This window comes from Muricoccus pecuniae (assembly GCF_014199205.1).
GTDB classification, from domain to species: domain Bacteria; phylum Pseudomonadota; class Alphaproteobacteria; order Acetobacterales; family Acetobacteraceae; genus Roseomonas; species Roseomonas pecuniae.
Map to the genome: position 1 here is coordinate 37761 of NZ_JACIJD010000021.1, position 22504 is coordinate 60264.

Consider the following 22504-nt stretch of genomic DNA (forward strand, 5'->3'; position numbering starts at 1 on the left):
TCTATGCTCCCGCCAGAGGAAAACAGTTCAAGGAGTTCGGACGATGGGACAGATCCCGCGCCGAGGATTGATGGCGGCAGGGCTCGCCCTCGCCGCACCCCGCATCGCTCTTGCCCAAGCTGGGGCCCAAGGCGGGCAGATGGCCATCGGCACCGGGACCACGGGCGGCGTGTATTACCCGCTGGGCGGCGCGCTCGCGAACCTCATCTCCCGCCAGATGCCGGGCATGTCCGCGACCGTGGAGGTGACGGGCGGCTCGGTCGGCAACCTGCAGCTCCTCGGCGCCAACCGCGTGAGTCTCATCTTCAGCCAGGTGGACGCGGCGGTGGACGCGGTGCGCGGGCAGGACCGCTTCCGCGGGCGCCCCGTGCCGGCGCGCGCCATCGCGGTGATCTACACCAACCGCATGCAGGTGGTGACGGTGGCGAGCACGGGCATCAAGTCGATCGCCGACATCAAGGGCAAGCGCATCTCCACCGGTGCGCCGGGATCGGCGACCGAGGTGATGGCGCTGCGGCTGATCGAGGCGGCGGGCCTCGACCCCGCGAAGGACTTCCGCGCGCGCGAGCGCCTCTCGCCCGCCGAATCCACCAATGCGGTGAAGGACGGCAAGCTCGACGCCTACATGTTCGTCTCGGGCATCCCGACGAGCGCGATCACCGATCTCGGCGCCAGCCCCGGCGTGCAGCTCCAGATGATCGACCATGACGAGTTCACCGCGAAGATCGTGGAGAAGTACGGCCCGGTCTACTTCAACGAGGTGATCCCCGCCGGCACCTATCCCGGCCAGACAGCCGACAACAGGCAGATGTCCGTCGCCAACGTCCTGGCCGTGCGCGAGGAGATGCCGGCCGAGATGGTGAGCAAGCTGCTGCGCATCACCTGGGACGGCCGCGAGGACCTGGCCCGCACCCATGCCGAGGCGCGCAACTTCACGCTGGCGGGGCAGAAGACCGCCTCTGCCGGCATTCCCTGGCACCCCGCGGCGGAAGCCTTCTGGCGCGAGACGGGCGCGAATCTCGGCTGATGCGCCCAGGGGAGAAGGCAGGAAAGCAGGCGGCGGAGCTGGCCGCCCCGTCCGACGGACCGCCGGGCGCCGCGTCCACCCTCGGCGCGGGGTTGCCGCCGGAGGTGGCGCCGGGCTCGCTCGACGCCGCCACCACCGCGCGGGTGGAGGCGCTGATCGAGGAGGAGGAGGGCGCGCAGCACCGCTTCCGCGGCGCCCTCGCCTGGGTCGGCACGGCGATGGCGCTGGCGATGAGCCTGTTCCATCTCTGGGCCGCTTGGGACATCGTGCCCACCACCACGCTGCGCTTCGTGCATGTGGGCTTCGCCCTGGCGCTGGGCTTCTTCCTCTTCCCCGTCGCACGCCGCTTCCGACACCGCTTCATGCCCTGGGACGCCGTGCTGATCGCGGCCGGACTCTACGTCACCTGGTATCTCATATCCGGCGGCGACGACCTGCAGGACCGCGTCATCTTCCCCGAGCCGATGGACCTCGTCGTCGGCTGGATGCTCGTCGCCCTCGTGCTGGAGGTGACGCGCCGCACGACGGGATGGGTGATGCCCGTCGTCGCGATCGTCTTCATCGCCTATGCCTTCCTGGGCAACCTGCTGCCCGCGCCCTGGACGCACCGGGGCTATGATTCCGAGCGGCTGATCCCGCATCTCGCGGTGGGGCTGGACGGGATCTTCGGCACGGCGGTGGATGTCTCGGCCACGCTCATCATCCTCTTCACCATCTACGGCGCGATTCTCCAGCTCTCGGGGGCGGGGAAGTTCTTCGTGGACTTCTCCTTCTCCGTGATGGGCGGCAAGGCGAGCAGCGCGGGGCGCACGGTGGTGCTCTCCTCCTTCCTGCTCGGCGGTCCCTCGGGCTCGGGCGTGGCCACCACCGTCACCCTCGGCACGGTGGCCTGGCCGATGATGAAGAAGGTGGGATACCGCGCCGCCGATGCGGGCGGGCTGCTGGCGGCGGGCGGGCTGGGCGCCATCATCTCGCCTCCCGTGCTCGGCGCGGCGGCCTTCCTCATCTCCGAATACCTCAAGATCGGCTATCTCGACGTGCTCCGCATGGCGCTGATCCCGACCTGCCTCTACTACGCCTCGCTCCTCTTCATGGTGGAGCTGGACCAGCGGCGGCTGGGGGCGGCGGGGAAGACGGTGGAGGTGCCGGCGGCGACGCCCGCGCGGGAGCTGGTGCGGAAATACGGTTTCCACTTCTCCTCCCTCGTCGCGATCATTGTGTTCATGGTGATGGGCTACAGCTCCACCCTGGCCGTGCTCTACGCGATGGTGGTGGCCGTCGTGCTCTCCTTCCTCCGGCGGGACACGGCGCTGATCCCGCGCAAGCTGATCGAGGCGCTCGCGATCGGCGCGATCCAGTCCGTCGGCATCGCCGCCACCTGCGCCTGCGCCGGCATCATCGTGGGCGTCATCACCCTCACCGGCCTCGGGCTGAAGTTCTCGGACATCGCGATCCAGGCGGCGAACGGATCGGTTCTCGGCACCGCGCTCTTCACCGGGCTGATCGTCTGGATCATCGGCCTCGCCGTGCCGGTGACGGCGAGCTACATCATCTGCGCCGTCGTCGCGGCGCCGGCGCTGACGAAGCTCGGCGTGCCGGACTACGCCGCGCACATGTTCGTCTTCTACTACGCCGTGCTGAGCGAGGTCTCGCCGCCCACCGCCCTCTCGCCTTTCGCGGCGGCGGCGATCACGGGCGCCGGGCCCTACTCCACCACGCTCCAGGCCTGGAAATACACGCTCCCCGCCTTCGTCCTCCCCTTCGTCTTCGTGACGGATCCCGAGGGCGTGGGGCTGCTGCTCTCGCTCACGCCGAGCATGACATGGCTGGACGTGGCCTGGCAGATCCTGCTCGCGACCGCCGGGCTCGCGGCGCTGGCGGCGGCCTGCCAGGGCTTCTTCCGCCGCGCGCTCAACGGGCTGGAGCGGGCGGGCTTCGCCCTGGCCGGGCTGCTGCTCGTCTTCCCCGCGCTGCTGGAGGGCGTGATGCCCTGGCTGCCCGCGCCGCACCTCATCGGGCTGGCGCTGGCGGCGGGGCTGCTCGCCTGGCAGGCGAGGGGGCCGGCGGTGGCCTGAGGCGCGGGGCCCCGGCCTCCGCCGTCAGGCGTTCAGCTCGTTCTTCACGAAGCGGCCGGCCTTGAGGATGGCGGGCATGTGGCGGCCCTGGCCGGTGAGGAGGGAGAGGTCGGCCAGCGGGTCGCCGTCCACCACGACCAGGTCGGCATGGGCGCCGGGCTGGATCGTGCCGAGCCGCCCCTCCTGCCGCAGCACCTTCGCCGCGTTGACGGTGGCGGAGCGGATCACCTCGATGGCCGGCAGCACCCGGCCGCGCAGGATGAACTCGTCGGACTGGTGGCGGTGCATCTCGCCCAGCAGGTCGGAGCCGTAGGCCATCATCACCCCGGCCTCGTGCAGCGTGGCCAGCGCTTCCATCCCCTGGCCGCGCACGGCCTCGATCTTCGCCACCGAGGCCGGGGGCAGGCCGAGGGAGGCGCCCTCCTTGGCGAGCCAGTCGAAGGTGACGTTGGTGGGCACGACATAGGCGCCGCGCTCGCGCACCAGCCGTGCCGTCTCCGGCGTGATGAGGTTGCCGTGCTCGACGGAGACGACGCCGAGCTCCACCGCGCGGCGGATCGCCTCGTCCGTGTAGAGATGGGCCGCGACATAGGTCTGCGCGTTGCGCGCCTCCTCCACCGCCGCGCGGATCTCGTCGTCGGAGAAGCCGAGGAAGGCGATGGGGTCGGTCGGCGAGGAGACGCCGCCATTGGCCATCACCTTGATGAACTGCGCGCCGGCCTTGATCTCCTCCCGCGCGACGCGGCGCACGGCGTCCACCCCGTCCACCACGCGGCCGAGGGTGCCGGCCTTCTCGCCGTAGTAGTCCACGTCGCGGTGATGATAGCGGCCGCGATAGTCCGTGTGGCCGCCGGTCTGGGACAGCGCCTTGCCGCAGATCACGAGGCGCGGCGCCTCGATCAGCCCCTCCTCGATCGCCATGACCAGCCCGTGATCCGCGCCGCCGAGGTCGCGCACGGTGGTGAAGCCGCGCATGAGCATGTCGCGCATGATCCGCGCCGAGCGCAGCGCGACGAGGGTGTTCGGCAGCTCCGCATTGGCGCCGAGATCGGCCGTGCTGGCGATGACATGGACGTGGCAGTCGATCAGCCCCGGCATCAGCGTCCGCCCGCCGAGATCGACGCTGCGGGCGGAAGGGGCCGAGATCGGGCGGTCCGACACCTCGCGGATCTCGCCTCCCTCGACGAGGACGTGGTGGTCGGCCAGCGCCGTCCCGGCCCGGCCGTCGAGGATGCTCGCGTTCTGGAAGAGAATGGCGGTCACGATGGCCCTCCGGTCGGCCGGCGCCTCCGCGGAGGGTGCGGAGGTGGAAGAGGCGAGGGACCGCTCCCGGGCCGGGAAGGCCGCGCGCCCGTCGGTCCCGGCGGGCGGGGAGGCTCGCCCCGGGGCCCGGGGGCGTCAAGCCTGCCCCGCCCCGACCATGGGCCGGCCCGCCTGAAACCACGCGGCCCCGCGGCCCTTCTCCACGCGCAGGGGCGTGGGCCCCGGGGAGAGGAAGGGGCTTGCCCATGCCCGACGGAGCGACCGGCGCCGCGGCGCCCGATGCGGCCTGGATCGCGGCGCGCCGGGCGGCCTTCGGCGCCGCCCTCGACGGCTTCGATCCCGCCCTCCCCGTGCTGGTGCTGGGCCATCACGACGCGGACGGCCTCTCCTCCGCCGCCATCCTCGCCCGCGCCCTGGAGCGGGCGGGGCGGGAGGTGGAGGTGCGGGTGCTCGGCCGCGGGGAGAATGCCTGGTCGCCGGAGATGGGGGAGGAACTCCGCGCCCGCCGCATGGGCGGGCTGATCGTGGCCGATCTCGGCACGCGGGCGGAGCCGGTGCTGCCGGGCATCCCGACCGTGCTGGTGGACCACCACGTCCCCACCGGCATCCCGGAGTCGGCCACCCTCATCGGCGGCTACGGGCTTCACCCGACGCCCACCACCTCCCTGCTCGCCTGGTGGTGCGCCGGCGCGGTGGCGGAGGCGGAGGACCTGCTCTGGCTCGCCGCCCTCGGCATCATCGGCGACATGGAGGAGGGGGCGGGCTTCGCCGAGCTGGCGGAGGCGCGCGCCCGCTACGGCATCACGGCGCTGCGCGACGCCACCTCCCTCGTCAACGCCCCGCGCCGGGCGAGCAGCGGTGATGCCGGGCCGGCGCTGGCGCTGCTGATGAAGGCGGACGGGCCGAAGGCGGTCCTCTCTGGTGCCTTTCCGGAGACGGAGATCCTGCGGGCCGCCAAGGCCGAGGTGGGGGCCGCGCTGGCCGAGGGCCGCCGCGCCGCGCCGCGGATCAAGGGGGAGGTGGCGGTCATCCCGCTGGATTCGGCCTGCCAGATCCATCCCCTCATCGCCCAGCAGTGGAAGGGGCGGCTGAAGGACAAGATCGTGATCGCCGCCAACCGGGGCTACCGGCCGGGCTGGGTCCATTTCGCGGCGCGGACCGGGGAGGGCAGGGACCTCATCGCCTTCTTCCGCGACCACCGGCCGGAGGGCGCGGACCCCGTGCATTACGGCAACGGCCACGCCCAGGCCTCGGGCGGCGCGCTGCCGCCCGAGATCTGGAACCGCTTCGTCGTCTCTCTCGGCTTCGGGGCCGAGGCGCAGGTGCCGGGCTGATCGGGTTGCGCGGGGTTGCGGCCGGGGCGGGAACCCCGGCCACCACGGCCCCCTACATGACGGCGGGCGGCATCCCGCCGGGCCCCGGGCCGATCGGCGGGATGTCCGGCCCCGTGGGGATGGAGCCGGGGCCGATCGGCTCCGTCCCCGGAATCTCGGGCCCCGGGCTGCCGGTGCCAGGGATCTCGGGCCCCGGCGCCGGCGGCGAGATGTCGGGCGCGGGGACGGGGCTCTCGGGAATGGTTGCCGGGCCGGGGGCGGGCGAGGGGTCGGGCGGGACGATCTCGGGCGTGTCTGACATGGGCATGGCTCCTCTGCTCCCGGACAACGCCGGAGGGGCCCGGTTGTTAGATCGGTTGTTGGATAGGTTAACGGGCAAGGCCTCGACTCGATCCGCCCCCGCCGCTATGGCCCGGGGCCATGGCCCCTGCCGCTTTCCCCTCCGCCCTCGACCGGCTGCCGGAGGCGCGGCGGCCCCGGCTTCTTCTCTCCCTGCTCTGCCTGCTGATGTGGGTGCCCGGCCTCTTCTCCCTGCCGCCGGGGGACCGGGACGAGTCGCGCTTCGCCCAGGCCAGCCGCCAGATGGTGGAAACCGGCGACTACGTGCGCATCCGCAACGGGGAGGTGGAGCGGAACAAGAAGCCCGTCGGCATCCACTGGGCCCAGGCCGGGATCGTCCACGCGATGGAGGCCGCCGGGCTGCCGGCGCGGGGATGGATCGGGAGCTACCGGCTGGCCTCGGCGATCGGGGCCTGGCTCGCGGTGCTCGCCACCTTCTCCCTCGGCCGGGCGCTGGTGGGGCGGCGGGCGGCCTTCCTTGCCGCCGCCATGCTCGCGGCCTCGCTGCTGCTGGTCGTCGAGACGCATATCGCCAAGACGGACGCGGCCCTGCTCGCCGCCATCACCGCCGCCATGGGGCTGATGGGCCGGGCCTATCTGGCGCCGGCCACCTTCTCCGCCCGCGCGGCGCTCGGCTTCTGGCTTGCCCTCGGGGCCGGGGTGCTGCTCAAGGGGCCGATCGCGCCGATGGTGCCCCTGCTGACCGGGCTCACCCTCTTCGCCGCCGATCGCGGCTGGCGCAACGGCGCGCCCTGGCTCCGTGCCCTCCGCGCGGGATGGGGGGTGCCGCTGATGATCGCCTGCGCCCTGCCCTGGCTGGTCGCCATCGGCATCGCGACGGAGGGGCGCTTCTTCTCCCAAGCGCTGGGCGACGACATGCTGAACAAGGTCGGCTCGGGCGAGGAGGCGCATTGGGGCCCGCCGGGCTACTACCTCCTCTCCTTCGGGATCGCGGCCTTCCCCGGCGCCTTCCTCGTGCTGCGGGCCCTGCCCGGGGCCTGGGCGGCGCGGATGCGGCCGGGCACGCGCTTCCTGCTCGCCTGGGCGGCGCCGACCTGGCTGCTCTTCGAGGCAGTGGCGACGAAGCTGCCCCACTACGTCCTGCCCGCCTATCCCGCCCTGTTGCTGCTGGCCGCCGCCTGGGCCTGCGACCCCCTCCGCCGCCCGGCGCCGCGATGGCTCGGCTGGATCGGCTGGGGGGCGCTGTTCGGCACGGGGATCGGGCTGGCCATCGGCGCGGTCGGGCTGCCGCTGCTGGCCGATGGGCGCCTCCTTCCCGCCGGGCTGCTGGCCGTGCTGGCGATCGGGCTGATGCTCTGGTCCGTGACGCGCGCCGCGCGGGCGGGCGAGTGGGCGAGGGCCGGGCTCCTATCCGCCCTGCTCGCCGTGCCGCTCTTCTGGTCCGCGCTGGGCGGGGTGCTGCCGCATCTCACGGCGCCCTGGGTCTCGCCCCGCATCGCCGCGCTGGTCGCCGCCGAGGGCGTGCCGGCGGAGCGCTTCGGCATCGCCGGCTATCACGAGCCCTCCGTCGTCTTCGCCACGGGCACCGCGACGCGGCTGCTGGGGACCGGCGCTGCCGCTGCCGGCTTCCTGGCAGGCGGGCCGGACCGGGTGGTGGCGGTGGAGGGCCGCGAGACCGCCCGTTTCGAGGCCGAGGCCGCCGCCATCGGGCTGCGCCCCCGCGCCGTGGGGCGGGTCGAGGGCTTCAACTATGTCCGCGGCCGGCAGGTGGCCGTCACCCTTTTCCGGGCGTCCTGAACCATGGTTGAAACAGTCGCGGAGATCATGGCGCGGACGGGCGTCCTCGGCATCTTCCTGCTCATGCTGGCGGAGAACCTGTTCCCGCCCATCCCGTCGGAGGTGATCATGCCGGTCGCGGGCTTCGCGGCCGCGCAGGGGAGGCTGGACCCGCTGGCCGTCTTCCTCGCCGGCCTCGCCGGGGCGGTGCTGGGCAATGCCGGCTGGTACGAGGCCTCTCGCGCCGTGGGGCAGGAGCGGGTGGAGCGCTTCGCCGACCGCTGGGGCCGCTATCTCGGCATCACGGGGGAGGACGTGCGGGGCGCCTCAAACTGGCTGACCCGCTGGGGTGCCGCGGCGGTCTTCCTCTGCCGCTGCCTGCCGGGGCCGCGCACCCTCATCTCCGTGCCCGCCGGCATCGCGCGGATGAACCGCTGGGTCTTCTACCCCGCCACCATCCTCGGCACGGCCCTCTGGACCGGCTTCCTCATGCTCGCGGGCTGGTGGTTCCAGGGGCGGTGGGAGCAGATCGGGCAGTGGATGGAGCCGGTCGGGGTCGGCGTCGCGGCGGCGGCCGTGCTCGCCTATGTCTGGCACCTCTGGCGCACCCGGAAGCGCTGGAAGCGGGAGGGATAGGGCGGCCTCACCGCCCCTGGAACACGGGCCGCCGCTTCGCGTTGAAGGCGGCCACCCCCTCCTGGAAGTCGGCCGTCCGGGGGAACTCGTCCAGCTCGGCCCGGTCCGCCTCGGTGAGGGGGAGGGGGCCGCGCAGGGCGCGCAGGGCGCGCTTGTGAAAGCGGTTGGCCAGCGGCGCCCCCTGGGCGATCCGGCCGGCCAGGGCGAGGGCCTCGGCCCCCACCTCCCCGTCGGGCACGAGGCGGGTGAGCAGGCCGCGGGCCAACGCCTCCTCCCCGGTCAGGGTGCGGCCCTCGACCAGCATCTCCATGGCCACCGCGTGCCCCGCGATCCGCAGCAGCGCGTCCAGCCCCTCATGCGGGTAGTAGAGGTTCAGCATCCGCGCCGGGATGCCCATGCGCGTGGAGGGGCCACCCACGCGGAAGTCGCACATCAGCGCCAGGCCGCAGCCGCCCCCCAGCGCGTGCCCCCGCACCGCCGCCACCACGGGATGGGCGCAGCGCTCGATGGAGAGGAAGGCGGCCACCAGGGCGTCGTTATAGGCGCGCTCCCGCTCCTCCGTGCCGCGCTCCCCGGCGAAGGCGGTGACGTCGGCGCCGGCGGAGAAGGCGTCCTCCCCCGCGCCGCGCAGGACGACGCAGCGCAGGTCTCCCTCGGCCGAGAGCGAATCGAACAGGCCGGCGAGGGCCTGCCACATGGCCAGGGTCAGGGCGTTGCGCCGCGCCGGGCGGGCGATGGTGAGGGTGGCGATGCCGCCGTCCCGTTCGAGATGCAGGTCCGGATGGTTCATGGCCGGCGCAGCCTGGGCGGGGCCGGTCCGGCGGGCAAGGCCCCCCCAGGCCAAGCGAGGGGGCAGGCGAGGGGGCCGCCGCATGGGCCGACCCCATGGGGCAACCGGGTGGGAGCAGCGCCGTTGCTTCGCCTGAACCCAACCGGGAGAGGAGAGACCGATGGCCGAGGCGCAGACCGAGCACGAGCAGCGCGAGAAGGTTCGCGAGATGATCAAGGACGTGCAGACGGCCGTGCTCGTCACCCATGGCGACGGCGAGCAGCTGCGCGGGCGGCCGATGGTGGCGGCGGCGCTGGACCCCGATGGCAAGACCCTCTGGTTCTTCTCGGGCAACAGCACGGAGAAGACCGAAGAGATCTCGAGGAATGACCGGGTGCTGCTCTCCTACTCCGATCCCTCGAAGCAGAACTACGTCTCCGTCTCCGGCAAGGCGCGCGTCATGCGTGACGTCGCGAAGCAGAAGGAGCTGTGGCAGGAGACGATGAAGACCTGGTTCCCCGGTGGCCCGGAGGATCCCAAGATCGCCCTCATCGCCGTGGAGATGACGGGTGCGGAGTACTGGGACAGCCCCTCCTCAACCCTGCTGCACGCCTATGGCTACGTGAAGGCGACGCTGACGGGCCAACCGCCCTCGGGCGGGGAGAACGAGCGGGTCTCCTTTACCTCCTAGTAGCACTTCCAGACTAAGGCGGCGTCAGCACCCTCGCGGGGTGCGCGCCGCTTCGGGGATGCCGGGGCCTGGCGTCCCTCCCCGCAGCGGGCGTACCGACGATCCAGAACGGGTCTGCCCGATCCTGCCCGCCGGGCGTGGAGGCCCTTTCTTGGATTCACTGCCCAACAACCCGGCGGCCCTTCGGCTCGCCTTCCGCCTTGCCCTGCTCGATGCCGTCCCGAAGGGCGGGACCCTCCCGGTGCGCCAGGCCGCGCTGCAGGCCGCGAGGAACCGGCTGGCGAGCTTTCTCAGCCGCAGCAGCGACACGGGCGACCTGCCCTCCGCCCTGCAGGGCATCCGGGACCGCGCCGCCCTCGCCGCCGCCCTGGAAGCAGGGTTCGAGGAAGCCCGCGAGATCCTAGCGCAGTCCGCGGAGGAAGGGCCGGCCCCGCCGGAATAGGGCCGCGCCGGCTCAGGCCTGCTTCAGCTCGATCAGCGAGCGGCGGATCTTCCGCCCGCGCCGGATGCGGTCCTCGATGAAGCCCGCCTCCCCCCAGCGGATCGCGCGGCCGAAGGCCTGGGCGTCCTCCGTCAGCCGTGCCAGCATCTCCAGCACCGCCTCGCGGTTGTTGAGGAAGATGTCCCGCCACATGTCCACGTCGCTGGCCGCGATCCGGGTGAAGTCGCGGAAGCCCGAGGCGGCGAAGCGCAGCACGGCCTCCCGCGTCTCCTGCGCCAGGTCGTCCGCCGTGCCGCAGATGGTGAAGGCGATGAGGTGCGGCAGGTGGGAGACGATGGCCACCACCTTGTCATGCGTGGCCGCATCCATCGTCTCGATCATCGAGCCCGCGCGCTCCCACAGCGCGCGGACCCGCGCCACCGCCTCGGGATCGGCGCCCGGCGGCGGGGTGACGATGCACCAGCGCCCGCGGAACAGCTCGGCGAAGCCGGCATCCGGGCCGGAATGCTCCGTCCCCGCCATCGGATGCGCGGGAACGAGATGGACGCCCTCCGGCAGCAGCGGCCCGAGGTCCCGCAGCACGCTGCCCTTGGTGGAGCCGACATCGCTGAGGATGCAACCGGGCGCGAGATGCGGCGCGATATGCGCCATCACCCCGGCATAGGCGCCGACGGGCACGCAGAGGATCACGCCGTCGCAGCCCTGCACGGCGCGGGCGGCGTCGCCCTCCACCACATCGGCGATGCCGAGCGCGCGGACCCGCTCCAGCGTGTGCTCGCTGCGCGCGGAGGCGACGAGGCTGGCGGCGATGTCGCCCCTCTCCCGCGCGACGCGCAGGATGGAGGAGCCGACGAGGCCGGGACCGATGATGCAGAGCCGCTGGAAGAGCGGGGCCTCAGCCATGACGGAAATCCGCGAGGGCTTCGAGCACCATGCCGCACTCCTCGGCGGTGCCGATGGTGATGCGAAGGCAGCTCGGCAGGGCGTAGACGCCGACGCCGCGCACGATCAGCCCGCGCGAGCGCAGATGCGCGTCGGCTGCCTTCGCGGCCTCGGTGCTGCCGAAGTCGACGAGGATGAAGTTGCCGTGGCTCGGATGCACCGTCAGCCCCAGCTTCTCGAGCCCCTGCGTCATCCTCGCGCGCCACTCGCTGTTGTGGCGCACGCTCTTGCCCACCCAGTCCGGCTCGGACAGGGCGGCGATGCCGGCGGCCATGGCGGGGGCGGAGACGTTGAAGGGGCCGCGCACGCGGTTCAGCACGTCGATGATCGCGGGCGGTCCGTAGCACCAGCCGAGCCGGATGCCGCCCAGCCCCCAGACCTTGCTGAAGGTGCGCGTCATCACCGTGTTGGTGCCCGCATCCACCAGCGCCTGGCCGGGGTCGTAGCCGGGGTCCTCGACATATTCGGCATAGGCGCTGTCGAGGATCAGCAGGATGTCCTCGCGCAGCCCTGCGCGGAGGCGGTTCACCTCGGACTGCGGCAGCAGCGCGCCCGTCGGGTTGTTCGGGTTGGCGAGGATCACGAGGCGGGTGCGCGGGCCGCAGGCGGCGATGAGGCCGTCCACATCGGCCACGAGGTTCTTCTCCGGCACCTTGATGACACTGCACCCCGCCCAGCGCCCCGTCAGCTCGTACATGAGGAAGCCGTGGGCTGACATGACAAGTTCTGTCCCCTCGCCGCCATAGGCGAGGATGAGCAGGGCCAGGATCTCGTCCGAGCCGTTGCCGGTGACGATGCGGGCGGGGTCGAGCCCGTGATGTCGCCCGATCGCCTCCCGCAGCGCGGTCGCGCCGCCATCGGGATAGCGGTGCGCCTCCCGCCCCGCCTCGGCGATAGCGGCGATGGCGGCCGGGGGAGGCCCGAAGGGGCCCTCGTTGGAGGAGAGCTTCACGATCCGGTTCACCCCCGGGACCTTCGATTCGCCCCCGACATAGGGCTCGACCGAGAGGATGGAGGGGCGGGGCATCACGGGCATGGCGGCATCTCCGTCAGGGGGCGGGCGGCCCTGCCGCCGCTGGAGCGGGCGGCGTGCCGCGGCGAGGGGTCAGGCAGGTTCGGGCTCGGGCTCGGCATAGCCGCCGATGACGGTGGGGCCGAGCGGGGCGAGGGCGGCGAGGCGCGGATCTTCCGCCCCGACCAGCCCCTCCACCTCCGCCAAGGCATGGGGGCCGCCGGCCGGGAGGATAAGGCGGCGCGGGGTGAGCCCGGCGGCGTCCAGGGCGGCCATCAGCGCGTCCCGCGAGGAGCCGGACGCGCGCTCCAGCCGGATCAGGCCGCGGTCGCGCGGGGTGGCGTCGGCGGCGAAGCGGGCGACGACCAGCGCGCCCGGCAGGGCCTGCCCCGGCCCGAGCAGGAAGGGCAGGGCGGCCACCACCTGCAGGCGCGGCGCGTCGAGCCCCACCCACCAGGCGGCCTTCGCCGGCTCCCCATCCACCGGGGCGGGCAGGACCGCGACGGGGGACTCCCCGGCCGAGAGGGCGGCCAGCGCGGGGGCAGGACCGGCATGGCAGCGCAGCGGCGTGTCCAGGCCGAAATGCCCGCGCGCGGCCGCCTGCGTCTCCGCCAGGGCGGCGACCGAGAAATCCGATTGCAGGCGGAGCGAGGAGGCGATCACCTCCCGCCACAGCCGCGCCACCGTCTCGCGCGGCATGGGGCCGCGGTGCCGGGCGAACAGCCGTCGCAGGATCAGCGCCTCCCGCCCCGGGCGGAAGCTCGCGCCGCCGGCCTTCATCCCCTGGGCCGAGAGCTGGGCCGAGAGCGCCGCCCGCCGCATCAGCAGGTCGTGCAGGGCGTCGTCGATGGCGTCGAACTCGGCGCGGGCGGCGGCGAGCGCGCTGGGCTGCACGACGGAAGGGTCGGCGAGGGCGGGGTCGGCGAGGCCGGGGTTGGCGAGGCCGGGGTTGGCGAGGACGGGGTCGGGCATGGGACCCGGGGGGTCTAGCGCCCCCTTGTGATGGCGCCAAGGCTGCCGGGCCGGCACGCCGCCTCACGCGCCGCCTTGCCCCCCCGTCCCGGGGCTCCTAATCCTCCCGGCCATGAGCGAGGTCATCCCCTCCCTGCCGGACGTGGAGCATCAGCGGGTCCTCTTCCCCGAGGGGCTGATGCTCGATTGCGGGGTGAAGGTCGCGCCGCTCGCCGTGGCCTACCGCACCTATGGCACGCTGAACGAGGCCCGGAGCAACGCCGTGCTCGTCTGCCACGCCCTGACCGGGGACCAGTACGTCGCCGAGACCCATCCGGTGACGGGAAAGCCGGGCTGGTGGGGCAATCTCGTCGGCCCCGGCCTGCCCGTGGACACCGACCGCTTCTTCGTCATCTGCGCCAACGTGCTCGGCGGCTGCATGGGCAGCTCCGGCCCGCCGGAGGAGATGACGGATGGGGAGGGGCGCGGCCAGGGCCGCCCCTGGGGCACCGATTTCCCGAGCGTGACCATCCGCGACATGGTCCGCGCCCAGAAGCGGCTGGTGGAGCATCTCGGCATCGGGCGGCTGCTGGCGGTGATCGGCGGCTCCATGGGGGGGATGCAGGCCCTGCAATGGGCCGCGACCTATCCCGAGAGCGTCTTCGCCTGCGCGCCCATCGCGACGGCGGCCCACCATTCCGCCCAGAACATCGCCTTCCACGAGGTCGGCCGCGCGGCCATCCATGCCGACCCCGACTGGTGCGGCGGCGCCTACTGGCGGGAGGGGCGGCTGCCCGCCCAGGGCCTCTCGGTCGCGCGCATGGTGGCGCACATCACCTATCTCTCGGAGAGCGCGCTGACGCGGAAGTTCGGGCGCCGGCTCCAGGGCGCGAAGGCGCTCACCTTCCTGGAGGACGTCTTCGCGGTGGAGAGCTATCTCCGCCACCAGGGCAGCACCTTCATCCGCCGCTTCGACGCGAATTCCTACCTCACCATCACCCGCGCCATGGACTATTTCGACCTCGCCGCCGACCATGGCGGGGACCTCTCCCTCGCCTTCCGCGGCACGCCGACGCGCTTCTTCGTCGCCTCCTTCTCCTCCGACTGGCTCTTCCCCACGGCGGAGAGCCGGGCGGTCACCCGCGCGCTGAACCGCGCCGCCGCGCGCACCTCCTTCATCGAGCTGGAATCCGACAAGGGCCACGACGCCTTCCTGCTGGACGAGCCGGAGTTCCACGCGGCCCTGGGCGGCTTCCTCTCCGGCGCGGCCGAGGCGGCGGGGCTCTGAGCATGGGAATGAAGCCGAAGGAGCCGATCCGCTACGTCGCCAAGAACATGCGGCTCGACCTCCGCCTGATCGCGGAGATGATCCCCGAGGGCGCGAAGGTGCTCGACATCGGCTGCGGCGACGGCGCCCTCATCGAGCACCTGACGCGCGAGAAGCGTGCCGATGCCCGCGGCATCGAGATCGACATGGCCGAGGCCACGCGCGCGGTGGCGGCGGGCCTCGCCGTGATCCATGGCGACGCCGATGCCGACCTCGCCCACTACCCCGACGGAGCCTTCGACTACGTCGTGCTCTCCCGCACGCTGCAGGCCGTGGAGAGGCCGCGGGAGGTGCTGCGGCAGATGCTGCGCATCGGCACCCACGCGATCGTCTCCTTCCCCAATTTCGGCCACTGGCAGATGCGCTGGCGCCTGCTCTGGACCGGGCGGATGCCGGACACGGACACCTGGAACCGCCCGTGGTACGAGACGCCGAATATCCACCCCTGCACCATCCTCGACTTCGTGGCCCTCTGCGAGAGGGACGGCTACGCCGTAGATGCCTGGCTGGCGGTGGACGAGCACGGCAGCCGCGCGCCCTGGCGCGAGAGCCTGCGGCTGGCGAACCTCTTCGGGGAGCAGGCCCTCTTCCTGCTGCGGCGGAAGGGCTGATTGCGCCATCCCGTCACGCCCGACGGGCGCTACTTCGTGGTGCGCGGCCGGCTCTGGCGCATGGCCGACCCCTCTCTGCCCGAGGAGCGCCGTGCGTTGCTCACCCGAGAACTGATGGCCGCCCGGCGCGCGGTGGGCACGGCCCTGCGATCGGGTGACGAGGCCGCGCTGCAGGCCGCGCGGGCCGGGGTGGACGAGGCCAAGCGCGCGCTCGGGGAGCGGGGTCCGCCCTGGTGGGAGGACGGGGCGCCGGACCTCAACAGGCACCTGGCGAAGAACACGCCCTATGCGGAATGGTTCGCCGGGATGGAGGGGGCATAGCCCTTCAAAAACAAGCGCCTGAGCACCATATGGGGTTCATGCGCCAGACCCTCGCGGGGCTTCCGGCCGACCCGTCCCCGCCAATTCCCCCCACCCTCCGCCGCCGTGTCGCCCGCCTGTCCCGGGCAGTGCGGGAGCGGCGCGCGATGGAGCTGCTCTATGGCGGCGCCTGGCGCGTCGTGCACCCGCACGCCATCGGGCGGATGGGCACGGGGAAGGTCGGGCTGCTCACCTGGCAGACCGCCGGCCTCGCCCGCGGTCCCGGCGATCCGGGGGAGGGGTGGCGCATGTTCGACGTGGCCCGGATCGAGGCGACGCGCGCGCTGCGGGCCCATTTCGCCCCGCGCCCGCGCGGCGGCCGGGCCTGGACGGCGGGAATCGACGCGCCCATGGCCGAGGTGCCGCCCCGGGCGGAGGCCCTGGCGGAACTGTCCGCCCCGGCCTGATCCCTTCTCAGGCCGCGCTCGTCCGGGCGATCGCGCCGCGCAGGAGACCAAGCACCTCCTGCGAGGCGATGGCCGCCCGGTTCTCCCGGGTGAACTGGGCGTAGTGCGCCTCGCGGGCCGCCTCCCGACCGACATAGGCCATGGCCCATTCGCCGAACTCCCGCGCCGGGGCGGGATCGCAGGCCAGGACCACGGTGCCTCGATGCCTCTCGTCGATCTGGATTCGCTCGAACACCTTCTCCACCGCGGCCCGGCTGCCCTCCAGCACTTGCGCGAAGCAGTCTTCGCTGAAGAGCAGGGCGCCGGTGATCCCGTCCCGCGTGTTGTTGCGCCTCGACGCATTGAGGATCTGCATGACCTCGCGCTCGTTCTCCGCCGCGGAGCCCGACAGGGCGCTCCGGCTGACATAGACCAGCCGGCAGAGCGGGGCCTTCCTCACTTCCGCGCTTCCTCCTCGATCCCTGCCAGGCGCTCGCCGAGTCGCGCGATCAGCTCCGCCACCTCGGTCGCCGGAACCGGCCTGCTGAGCAGGAAGCCCTGGGCCTCCGTGCAGCCCTCGCCGCGCACCCGCTCCATCTGCTCGGCCGTCTCCACGCCCTCGACGGTCGTCCGCATGCCCAGATTCGTGCCCAGGGCCGCGATGGCGCGCACGACCGCGGGATCATCGGCGAAGGCGCGGTCGATCTTCACCCGGTCGAAGGGGAAGCTGCGGAGCTGGGTGAAGGAGGAGTAGCCCGTGCCGAAATCGTCCAGCGAGACCTGCACGCCCAGCGCCTTGAGCGCGGCGAGCTGCCCGATGGCCGATCTGGATTCGCTGAGCAGGACGCTCTCCGTCACCTCCAGCTCCAGTCGCGAGCTCGGCAGGCCCGAGACCGAGAGCGCCGTGGCCACCTTCTTCACCAGCGTGCCGCTGGCGAATTGCGGCACCGCCACGTTGACGGCGACGGTCAGCGCATCGGGCCAGCGCATCGCTTCGGTGCAGGCCTCCCGCAGGACCCATTCGCCGATCTCGTCCATCAGCCCCAACTCCTCCGCCAGGGGCACGAAGCGGTCCGGCGGGACGAGACCGCGCTGGGGATGGCGCCAGCGGATCAGGGCCTCGAAGCCGGCGAGGCAGTTCTCCGCAAGGTCGACCTGGGGCTGGTAGAACAGCTCGAACTGGCCGAGGGCGAGGGCGGCGCGGAGATCGAATTCCAGCGCCCGGCGGGCCTCGGCCGCCTCCTCCAGCTCCTGCTCGAAGAAGTGGAACCGGCCCCGCCCGTCGGACTTGGCCTTGTAGAGCGCGAGGTCGGCGCGGCGCAGGACGAGCTCCGCCTCCGAGCCCGGCCGGGCGAAGGCGATGCCGATGCTCGCGCCGACATGGGCGATGCAGCCGTCGATGAGGTAGGGGCGGCCCAGCAGGTCCACCAGCCGGGCGGCGATTCGCGAGACCGCTTCCTGGCCGGCCAGACCTTCCAGCAGCACGGCGAACTCGTCCCCGCCCAGCCGGGCGGCGAGGTCGGCGTCCCGCAGGGCGGAGCGCAGCCGCACGCCGACATGGCGGAGCAGGGCGTCACCGGCCGCGTGGCCGAGGTTGTCGTTCACCCCCTTGAAGCGGTCGAGGTCGATGAGCAGCACCGCCAGTTCCTGCGGTGCCGGCTGCAGCGGGGCGGGGCGGCCGAAGGCGAGCGCCTCTTCCAGCCGGGCGCGGAACTCGGCACGGTCGGCAAGCTCCGTCAGCGTGTCCCCGCGCCAGAGCGGGCGCGCGCAGGCCTCGCAGCGGCGCTCCTCGCTCCGCCTTGCGGATGGCCGCAAAGAACCCTCCATGACCGAACGGCCTCCGCCCGCTGTTTCGACATGGCCAATTTGGAGGAGCTTGGTGGACAGGCCGTAAACGTGCCGCACCCGTTCCGTCCCCGAGCGATCCGCCCTAAGATCGCGGGGGGCCTCGGGGGAGGCCCCGGGGGAAGTTCACCACTTGGCCGCGCCTATCCTGCGCCTCTGGCTGCTCGCGCTCGCGGGCGCCGCGCTCTCCGCTTGCGGGTCCACCCGCGGGCCGGTCCCGGCCGGCCATGGCTATGAGGCGGGGGAGGGCTATCAATCCTGCGTGCCCTATGCCCGGGCCCGGTCGGGGCTCGATCTGCGCGGGGATGGCTGGCAGTGGTGGGAAGCCGCCGCCGGGCGCTACGACCGCGGCTCGCAGCCACGGCCGGGGGCGGTGCTGGTCTTCCAGCGGACCTCGCGCCTGCGGGACGGGCACGTGGCGGTGGTGTCGCGCGTGACGGGCGCCCGGGAGATCCGGGTGGACCATGCCAACTGGGCCTCGGGCGGGCTGAAGGGGCGCGTGGCGCGGGACCAGGCGGTGATCGACGTCTCCCCCCGCAACGACTGGACGGAGGTGCGGGTCTGGTACCCGCCGGCCGGGGTGGTGGGGGCTACGGTCTTTCCCGCCTACGGCTTCATCCACCCCACCCGGCGCTGGGCCCTGGCGGACTGACCCGCCCCCACGCCCCTCACGCCCCCTCATGACGGAACCGTCATCCGCCCATTGCGTCCGGCCGCCGGATGGCCCATGTCCTTTTCCGGGCTTTCGCGGGGCTGGCGTGCCGGTTTACCCCCGGAGGACGCGGCCCTAATCTCCGCCCGGAAACGTGGCAGGGGCCGCCGGCCCGCCAGAGCACGCAAGGATATCGGGGCGTCACATGGGTTCGTTCAGCATCTGGCACTGGCTCGTCGTGCTGCTGGTCGTGCTGCTGCTCTTCGGCAGCGGCAAGATCAGCGGGCTGATGGGCGACCTCGCCACGGGCATCAAGTCCTTCAAGAAGAACATCAAGGAGGACGACACGGACGCCTCGATGGCCGACAACTCGGCCACGCCGCCGGCAGGCAACCTGCCGTCGCCCAACGCTCATGGCACGGGCATCCACTCCTCCACCGACCCGAACCGCACCGTGGTGCGCCAGCCCCCCGGCCCGGTCTGATCTGGGCCTGACGGCATGATGGCGCGCCGGTCCCGCAGGGGGCCGGCGCGTTTCTCTGTGGGGAGGAGAGGATGGCCCAGCCCATCCCTGAGGCCGCGATCCAGGCGATCGTCGAGGCCGGGCGCCGCATGGCGGAGCGGAACTGGGTGCCGGCCACCGCCGGCAACCTCTCCGTCCGCCTGCCCGGGAATCGGGTGGCGATCACCCGCTCGGGCTTCCACAAGGCGCATCTGGACGCGGGCGCGGTGATGGCGGTGGACCTCGGGGGCGCGCCGGAGAACCCGGCCCTGCGCCCCTCCGCCGAGACGGGGCTGCATTGCGGCACCTACCGCGCCTTCCCCGAGGCCGGGGCGGTGGTGCACGGCCACTCGATCGCCAACACCGTGCTCTCCCGCCGGGCCGGGGACTCCATCCGGCTGGAGGGCTACGAGCTGCTCAAGGCCTTCCCGGGCCTGCCCACCCATGACGCCGCGGTTGAGTTGCCCGTGCTGGACAACGACCAGGACATCGCCCGCCTGCAGCGCGCGGTGGAGGCCCGTTGGGCCCGCATGGCCGCCCCGATCCTTCCCGGGTATTTGATCCGGGGCCACGGTGTCTATGTATGGGGCCCCGACATGGACGCCGCCCTGGCGCGCCTGGAGGGGCTGGAATTCATGCTGGCCTGCGAGATGGCCAGCCTGTCGATCGGAGCCGCGCCATGAGCCGCCTCGTCGTCCACGACGCCAACACCCAGTCCGTCCTGCAGGACACCCAGGACCCCGCCGAGATCGCGCGCACGCTCGCCGCCATCGGCGTGCGCTTCGAGCGCTGGGAGGTGGCCGACCTCCCCGCCGGCGCCGATGCCGAGACGGTGCTGGAAGCCTATCGCCCGCGGCTGAACACCCTCATGGGCGAGACGGGCGCGGGCACGGCCGACGTGATCCGCCTGACCGCCGACCATCCCCAGGCCGAGGCGCTGCGGGCCAAGTTCCTGGCCGAGCACCGCCACACCGAGGACGAGGTCCGCTTCTTCCACGAGGGCGCGGGCAACTTCATCCTGAACGTGGGCGGCAAGGTCTACGACGCCCACTGCACCCGGGGCGACCTTATCTCCGTGCCGGCGGACACGCATCACTGGTTCGATGCGGGGGAGAAGCCGAACGTGACGGCGCTGCGCATCTTCACCGACACCACGGGCTGGACGCCGCACTACACCGGCACCGACATGTCGGAGCGCTTCCCGGCCAGGACGGCGTGACGAGCCCGCCGCGCGCGGTCGTCTGCGACATCGAGGGAACGACCAGCGCCATCGCCTTCGTGAAGGAGACCCTGTTCCCCTTCGCGGAACGGGCGCTGGACGGCTTCCTGCGCGATCGCGCCGATGATCCGGAGGTCTCCGCCATCCTCGGCGAGGTGCGGGTGCTCGCGCCCGGCCGGGAGCCGGCCGAGGCCCTGCGCGGCTGGATGGCGGGGGACGAGAAGGTGACGCCGCTCAAGGCGCTCCAGGGGATGATCTGGCGCCAGGGCTTCGAGTCCGGGGCGATCCGCGGCCATCTCTGGCCGGATGTGGCGCCCTGCCTGCGGGCCTGGGCGCGCGCCGGGATCGCGTTGCGGATTTACTCCTCCGGCTCGGTCGAGGCGCAGAGGCTGCTCTTCGGCCATTCGGAGGCGGGCGACCTGACCCCCATTCTTTCCGGCTTCGACGACACCCGCACCGGCCCCAAGCGCGAGGCCACCTCCTACGCCGCCATCGCGGCCTCGGCAGGCCTCGCGCCGGGGGAGATGCTCTTCCTCTCCGACGTGGCGGAGGAGCTGGACGCGGCCGCGGCGGCGGGGATGCGGGTCTGCCAGCTCGTCCGCGCGGCGGACGGCACGGTGGCTAGCGAGCGCCACCCCGCCTGCGCCACCTTCCCCGAGGTCGCGGCCCGCTTCGGCCTGCCCGCGCCGGACGAGCCGCCCTCCGGCTGAGGCGGGGAGACCATCCCTGTCATGACCCCGCGGTGGCGAGGCGCCGCGCGCGGGGCTAGAGGGTGGCGTGCCCGCGGCCGAATCGGCGGGGGCACGGACCACGCTCTCTCAGTCCTGACCCCTCGCCCGGATACCGGGAGGCGCCGCCCATGATGACCACCTATTCCCTCCGCGGTAACGCCTGCGCCGTCCACGGGGGGCCCGACACGCCCGAGTCCATCGCGGCCGCGACCTGGATCGACCTGCTGAACCCGACGCCGGAGGAGGAGCGCGCCGTTCAGGAAGCGCTGCACATCGAGGTGCCGACGCGCGAGGAGATGCAGGAGATCGAGAGCTCCTCGCGCCTCTACAAGGAAGGCGAGGTGCTCTTCCTCACGGCGTCCTTCCTCTACGGCGCGGAGGAGGGGGAGTTCGGCTCCACCCCCATCACCTTCGTCCTCGCCCCCAACGCGCTGGTGACGGTGCGCTACGCGACGCCGAAGGCCTTCTCCATGTTCGCGGTGCGCGCGCAGCGCCAGGCGCTGCCCATCCTGCGCACGCCTGACGGCGTGATGCTGCACCTCTTCGAGCAGATCGTGGATCGCCTCGCCGACATCCTGGAGCGCACGGCGAGCGAGATGGACCGCGCGAGCCAGACCACCTTCCGCAACGCGCGCAACCAGGGCGTGAAGGCGAACAAGCGGGACGTGGACCTGCGCCAGGCGCTGCTCACCCTCGGTCAGGTGGGCGACGTGACGACGCGCGCGAGCGACACGCTGCTGGGCCTGACGCGCATCCTCACCTTCGTCGGCGCCGAGAAGGCGAATGCCGTGCGAAAGGAGAATCAGGCGATGATCAAGACCCTGATGCGCGACGTGCGCTCCCTCGTGGAATACGCGAACACGATGAACGGCAAGGCGCAGTTCCTGCTGGACGCCGTGCTGGGCATCATCGGCATGGACCAGAACGGCATCATCAAGACCTTCACCGTGGCCTCGGTGGCGCTGATGCCGCCCACGCTGGTGGCCAGCATCTACGGCATGAATTTCGAGCACATGCCCGAGCTGAAATGGATGCTGGGCTATCCCTGGGCGCTGCTCCTGATGGTGGTCAGCGCCGTGGTGCCGATCCTCTACTTCAAGCGGAAGGGCTGGCTGTAGCCGGCGGCGGGCGGGGCCCTACCGCCCGCCGGCCGCGGCGCCCGCGCGGGTGCTGCCGTCGCGCTGCGGCACCTCGATCGGCGCGATCTCCACCGGCGCGACGCCGTCCTCCCGCATGCCGAGCTGGTCGGCCGTGCGCGGGCTGACATCGAGGATGCGGCCGCGCGCATAGGGGCCGCGGTCCTCCACCTCGACGACGGCCGTGCGCCCGGTCTCCAGGTTCTTCACCCGCGCCGTCGTGCCCAGGGGCAGGGTCCTGCTGGCCGCCGAGTTCGAGCGGGTGTCGAAGCGCTCCCCATTGGCCATCTGCCGCCCGTGGAGGCTGCGGTGGTAGTAGGACGCCTTGCCGCGCTGCGCGCGCCCGGAGGTGTCGTCCCCCGGGCGGGCCCTCTCCCGCGGGTTCCGCTCCTCCGCCGCAACGGCGGGTGCGGCGAGGGCGAGGGCGAGGCATGCCAGGACAGCCGAGGCCCTGACCGGCCGGTTTGGCCTGTTCATGGTCCACTCCTCCGGTTCCGAGTCGGAGGTCATCAACGGG

26 protein-coding genes are annotated in these 22504 nt (G+C 72.6%); 17 read left to right on the plus strand and 9 right to left on the minus strand.

The window, feature by feature from the left end:
• The first annotated feature begins 70 nt into the window (after positions 1-70).
• Both FHS87_RS18475 and FHS87_RS18480 read left to right on the plus strand, forming a co-directional pair.
• Entirely contained in the window at positions 71-1027 is a 957-nt protein-coding gene (locus FHS87_RS18475; RefSeq protein WP_246418526.1) for a TAXI family TRAP transporter solute-binding subunit, read from the plus strand.
• Positions 1027-3102: a TRAP transporter permease gene (locus tag FHS87_RS18480; protein ID WP_184520871.1), complete on the plus strand. Its 2076-nt coding sequence runs from the start codon at positions 1027-1029 to the stop codon at positions 3100-3102. Before FHS87_RS18475 ends, FHS87_RS18480 begins: the two co-directional genes overlap by 1 nt.
• A gap of 24 nt (positions 3103-3126) precedes the next feature.
• Here FHS87_RS18480 and FHS87_RS18485 read toward each other — a convergent pair whose 3' ends face one another.
• Positions 3127-4365, minus strand: coding sequence for a metal-dependent hydrolase family protein (locus FHS87_RS18485; RefSeq protein WP_184520872.1), 1239 nt, complete (start codon positions 4363-4365; stop codon positions 3127-3129).
• 245 nt (positions 4366-4610) lie between these two features.
• Between FHS87_RS18485 and FHS87_RS18490 the strand changes: the two genes are divergently transcribed.
• The gene (locus FHS87_RS18490; protein ID WP_184520873.1) at positions 4611-5699 is read left to right on the plus strand and encodes a DHH family phosphoesterase; all 1089 of its coding nucleotides are present in this window, start codon (positions 4611-4613) and stop codon (positions 5697-5699) included.
• Positions 5700-5751: 52 nt separating this feature from the next.
• Here the strand turns inward: FHS87_RS18490 and FHS87_RS18495 are convergent, their stop codons facing one another.
• Positions 5752-6000 (minus strand): hypothetical protein, encoded by a 249-nt coding sequence (locus tag FHS87_RS18495; RefSeq protein WP_184520874.1) that lies wholly within the window; start codon positions 5998-6000, stop codon positions 5752-5754.
• A 119-nt stretch (positions 6001-6119) separates the two neighbouring features.
• Between FHS87_RS18495 and FHS87_RS18500 the strand changes: the two genes are divergently transcribed.
• On the plus strand, positions 6120-7796 hold the full coding sequence (locus FHS87_RS18500; protein ID WP_184520875.1) for a phospholipid carrier-dependent glycosyltransferase: 1677 nt from the start codon (positions 6120-6122) through the stop codon (positions 7794-7796).
• Between the two features lie 3 nt (positions 7797-7799).
• Positions 7800-8411 carry a DedA family protein gene (locus tag FHS87_RS18505; RefSeq protein ID WP_184520876.1) on the plus strand — a complete coding sequence of 204 codons (612 nt, stop codon included), beginning with the start codon at positions 7800-7802 and terminating at the stop codon, positions 8409-8411.
• Positions 8412-8418: 7 nt separating this feature from the next.
• Here the strand turns inward: FHS87_RS18505 and FHS87_RS18510 are convergent, their stop codons facing one another.
• On the minus strand, positions 8419-9201 hold the full coding sequence (locus tag FHS87_RS18510; protein ID WP_184520877.1) for an enoyl-CoA hydratase/isomerase family protein: 783 nt from the start codon (positions 9199-9201) through the stop codon (positions 8419-8421).
• 160 nt (positions 9202-9361) lie between these two features.
• On the opposite strand from FHS87_RS18510, the gene FHS87_RS18515 reads away from it, so the two are divergent.
• Positions 9362-9871 (plus strand): pyridoxamine 5'-phosphate oxidase family protein, encoded by a 510-nt coding sequence (locus FHS87_RS18515; RefSeq protein WP_184520878.1) that lies wholly within the window; start codon positions 9362-9364, stop codon positions 9869-9871.
• A 151-nt stretch (positions 9872-10022) separates the two neighbouring features.
• Complete coding sequence (locus FHS87_RS18520; RefSeq protein WP_184520879.1) at positions 10023-10313, plus strand: hypothetical protein; 291 nt, start codon at positions 10023-10025, stop codon at positions 10311-10313.
• 12 nt (positions 10314-10325) lie between these two features.
• On the opposite strand, the gene FHS87_RS18525 is transcribed toward FHS87_RS18520, so the two are convergent.
• The 3 genes from FHS87_RS18525 to FHS87_RS18535 form a co-directional block, all read right to left on the minus strand.
• The gene (locus FHS87_RS18525) at positions 10326-11216 is read right to left on the minus strand and encodes a prephenate/arogenate dehydrogenase family protein (protein WP_184520880.1); all 891 of its coding nucleotides are present in this window, start codon (positions 11214-11216) and stop codon (positions 10326-10328) included.
• On the minus strand, positions 11209-12291 hold the full coding sequence (hisC, locus tag FHS87_RS18530; RefSeq protein WP_184520881.1) for a histidinol-phosphate transaminase: 1083 nt from the start codon (positions 12289-12291) through the stop codon (positions 11209-11211). The genes FHS87_RS18525 and hisC overlap by 8 nt, the downstream gene beginning before the upstream one ends.
• A 69-nt stretch (positions 12292-12360) precedes the next feature.
• Positions 12361-13239, minus strand: a complete 879-nt coding sequence (locus FHS87_RS18535; protein ID WP_184520882.1) for a chorismate mutase — start codon at positions 13237-13239, stop codon at positions 12361-12363.
• A gap of 112 nt (positions 13240-13351) precedes the next feature.
• Between FHS87_RS18535 and metX the strand changes: the two genes are divergently transcribed.
• Genes metX through FHS87_RS18555 form a run of 4 tightly spaced genes read left to right on the plus strand, consistent with a single transcriptional unit; the run spans position 13352 to position 15923 of the window.
• Positions 13352-14506, plus strand: a complete 1155-nt coding sequence (gene metX, locus FHS87_RS18540; RefSeq protein WP_184520883.1) for a homoserine O-acetyltransferase MetX — start codon at positions 13352-13354, stop codon at positions 14504-14506.
• Between the two features lie 47 nt (positions 14507-14553).
• Complete coding sequence (gene metW / locus FHS87_RS18545) at positions 14554-15156, plus strand: methionine biosynthesis protein MetW (RefSeq protein ID WP_184520902.1); 603 nt, start codon at positions 14554-14556, stop codon at positions 15154-15156.
• The gene (locus FHS87_RS18550; protein ID WP_184520884.1) at positions 15157-15477 is read left to right on the plus strand and encodes a hypothetical protein; all 321 of its coding nucleotides are present in this window, start codon (positions 15157-15159) and stop codon (positions 15475-15477) included.
• Positions 15478-15515: 38 nt separating this feature from the next.
• Positions 15516-15923, plus strand: coding sequence for a hypothetical protein (locus FHS87_RS18555; protein WP_184520885.1), 408 nt, complete (start codon positions 15516-15518; stop codon positions 15921-15923).
• 7 nt (positions 15924-15930) lie between these two features.
• On the opposite strand, the gene FHS87_RS18560 is transcribed toward FHS87_RS18555, so the two are convergent.
• A complete protein-coding gene (locus FHS87_RS18560) occupies positions 15931-16362 on the minus strand; it encodes a BLUF domain-containing protein (RefSeq protein ID WP_184520886.1) in 432 nt (143 codons plus the stop codon).
• Positions 16359-17729 carry a putative bifunctional diguanylate cyclase/phosphodiesterase gene (locus FHS87_RS18565; protein ID WP_184520887.1) on the minus strand — a complete coding sequence of 457 codons (1371 nt, stop codon included), beginning with the start codon at positions 17727-17729 and terminating at the stop codon, positions 16359-16361. Before FHS87_RS18565 ends, FHS87_RS18560 begins: the two co-directional genes overlap by 4 nt.
• 151 nt (positions 17730-17880) lie before the next feature.
• Here FHS87_RS18565 and FHS87_RS18570 point away from each other — a divergent pair, with 151 nt between their 5' ends.
• The 6 genes from FHS87_RS18570 (at position 17881) to FHS87_RS18595 (ending at position 21969) form a co-directional block, all read left to right on the plus strand.
• Positions 17881-18399 (plus strand): CHAP domain-containing protein, encoded by a 519-nt coding sequence (locus FHS87_RS18570; RefSeq protein ID WP_246418522.1) that lies wholly within the window; start codon positions 17881-17883, stop codon positions 18397-18399.
• 205 nt (positions 18400-18604) lie between these two features.
• Entirely contained in the window at positions 18605-18883 is a 279-nt protein-coding gene (locus FHS87_RS18575; RefSeq protein WP_184520888.1) for a twin-arginine translocase TatA/TatE family subunit, read from the plus strand.
• Between the two features lie 71 nt (positions 18884-18954).
• Positions 18955-19584: a methylthioribulose 1-phosphate dehydratase gene (locus FHS87_RS18580; RefSeq protein WP_184520889.1), complete on the plus strand. Its 630-nt coding sequence runs from the start codon at positions 18955-18957 to the stop codon at positions 19582-19584.
• Positions 19581-20120, plus strand: a complete 540-nt coding sequence (locus FHS87_RS18585; RefSeq protein ID WP_184520890.1) for a 1,2-dihydroxy-3-keto-5-methylthiopentene dioxygenase — start codon at positions 19581-19583, stop codon at positions 20118-20120. Before FHS87_RS18580 ends, FHS87_RS18585 begins: the two co-directional genes overlap by 4 nt.
• Positions 20117-20830 (plus strand): acireductone synthase, encoded by a 714-nt coding sequence (gene mtnC, locus FHS87_RS18590; RefSeq protein WP_184520891.1) that lies wholly within the window; start codon positions 20117-20119, stop codon positions 20828-20830. Before FHS87_RS18585 ends, mtnC begins: the two co-directional genes overlap by 4 nt.
• Before the next feature lie 149 nt (positions 20831-20979).
• Positions 20980-21969, plus strand: a complete 990-nt coding sequence (locus FHS87_RS18595; RefSeq protein ID WP_184520892.1) for a magnesium transporter CorA family protein — start codon at positions 20980-20982, stop codon at positions 21967-21969.
• An 18-nt stretch (positions 21970-21987) separates the two neighbouring features.
• Here the strand turns inward: FHS87_RS18595 and FHS87_RS18600 are convergent, their stop codons facing one another.
• On the minus strand, positions 21988-22464 hold the full coding sequence (locus FHS87_RS18600; RefSeq protein WP_184520893.1) for a septal ring lytic transglycosylase RlpA family protein: 477 nt from the start codon (positions 22462-22464) through the stop codon (positions 21988-21990).
• Positions 22465-22504: the final 40 nt, after the last annotated feature.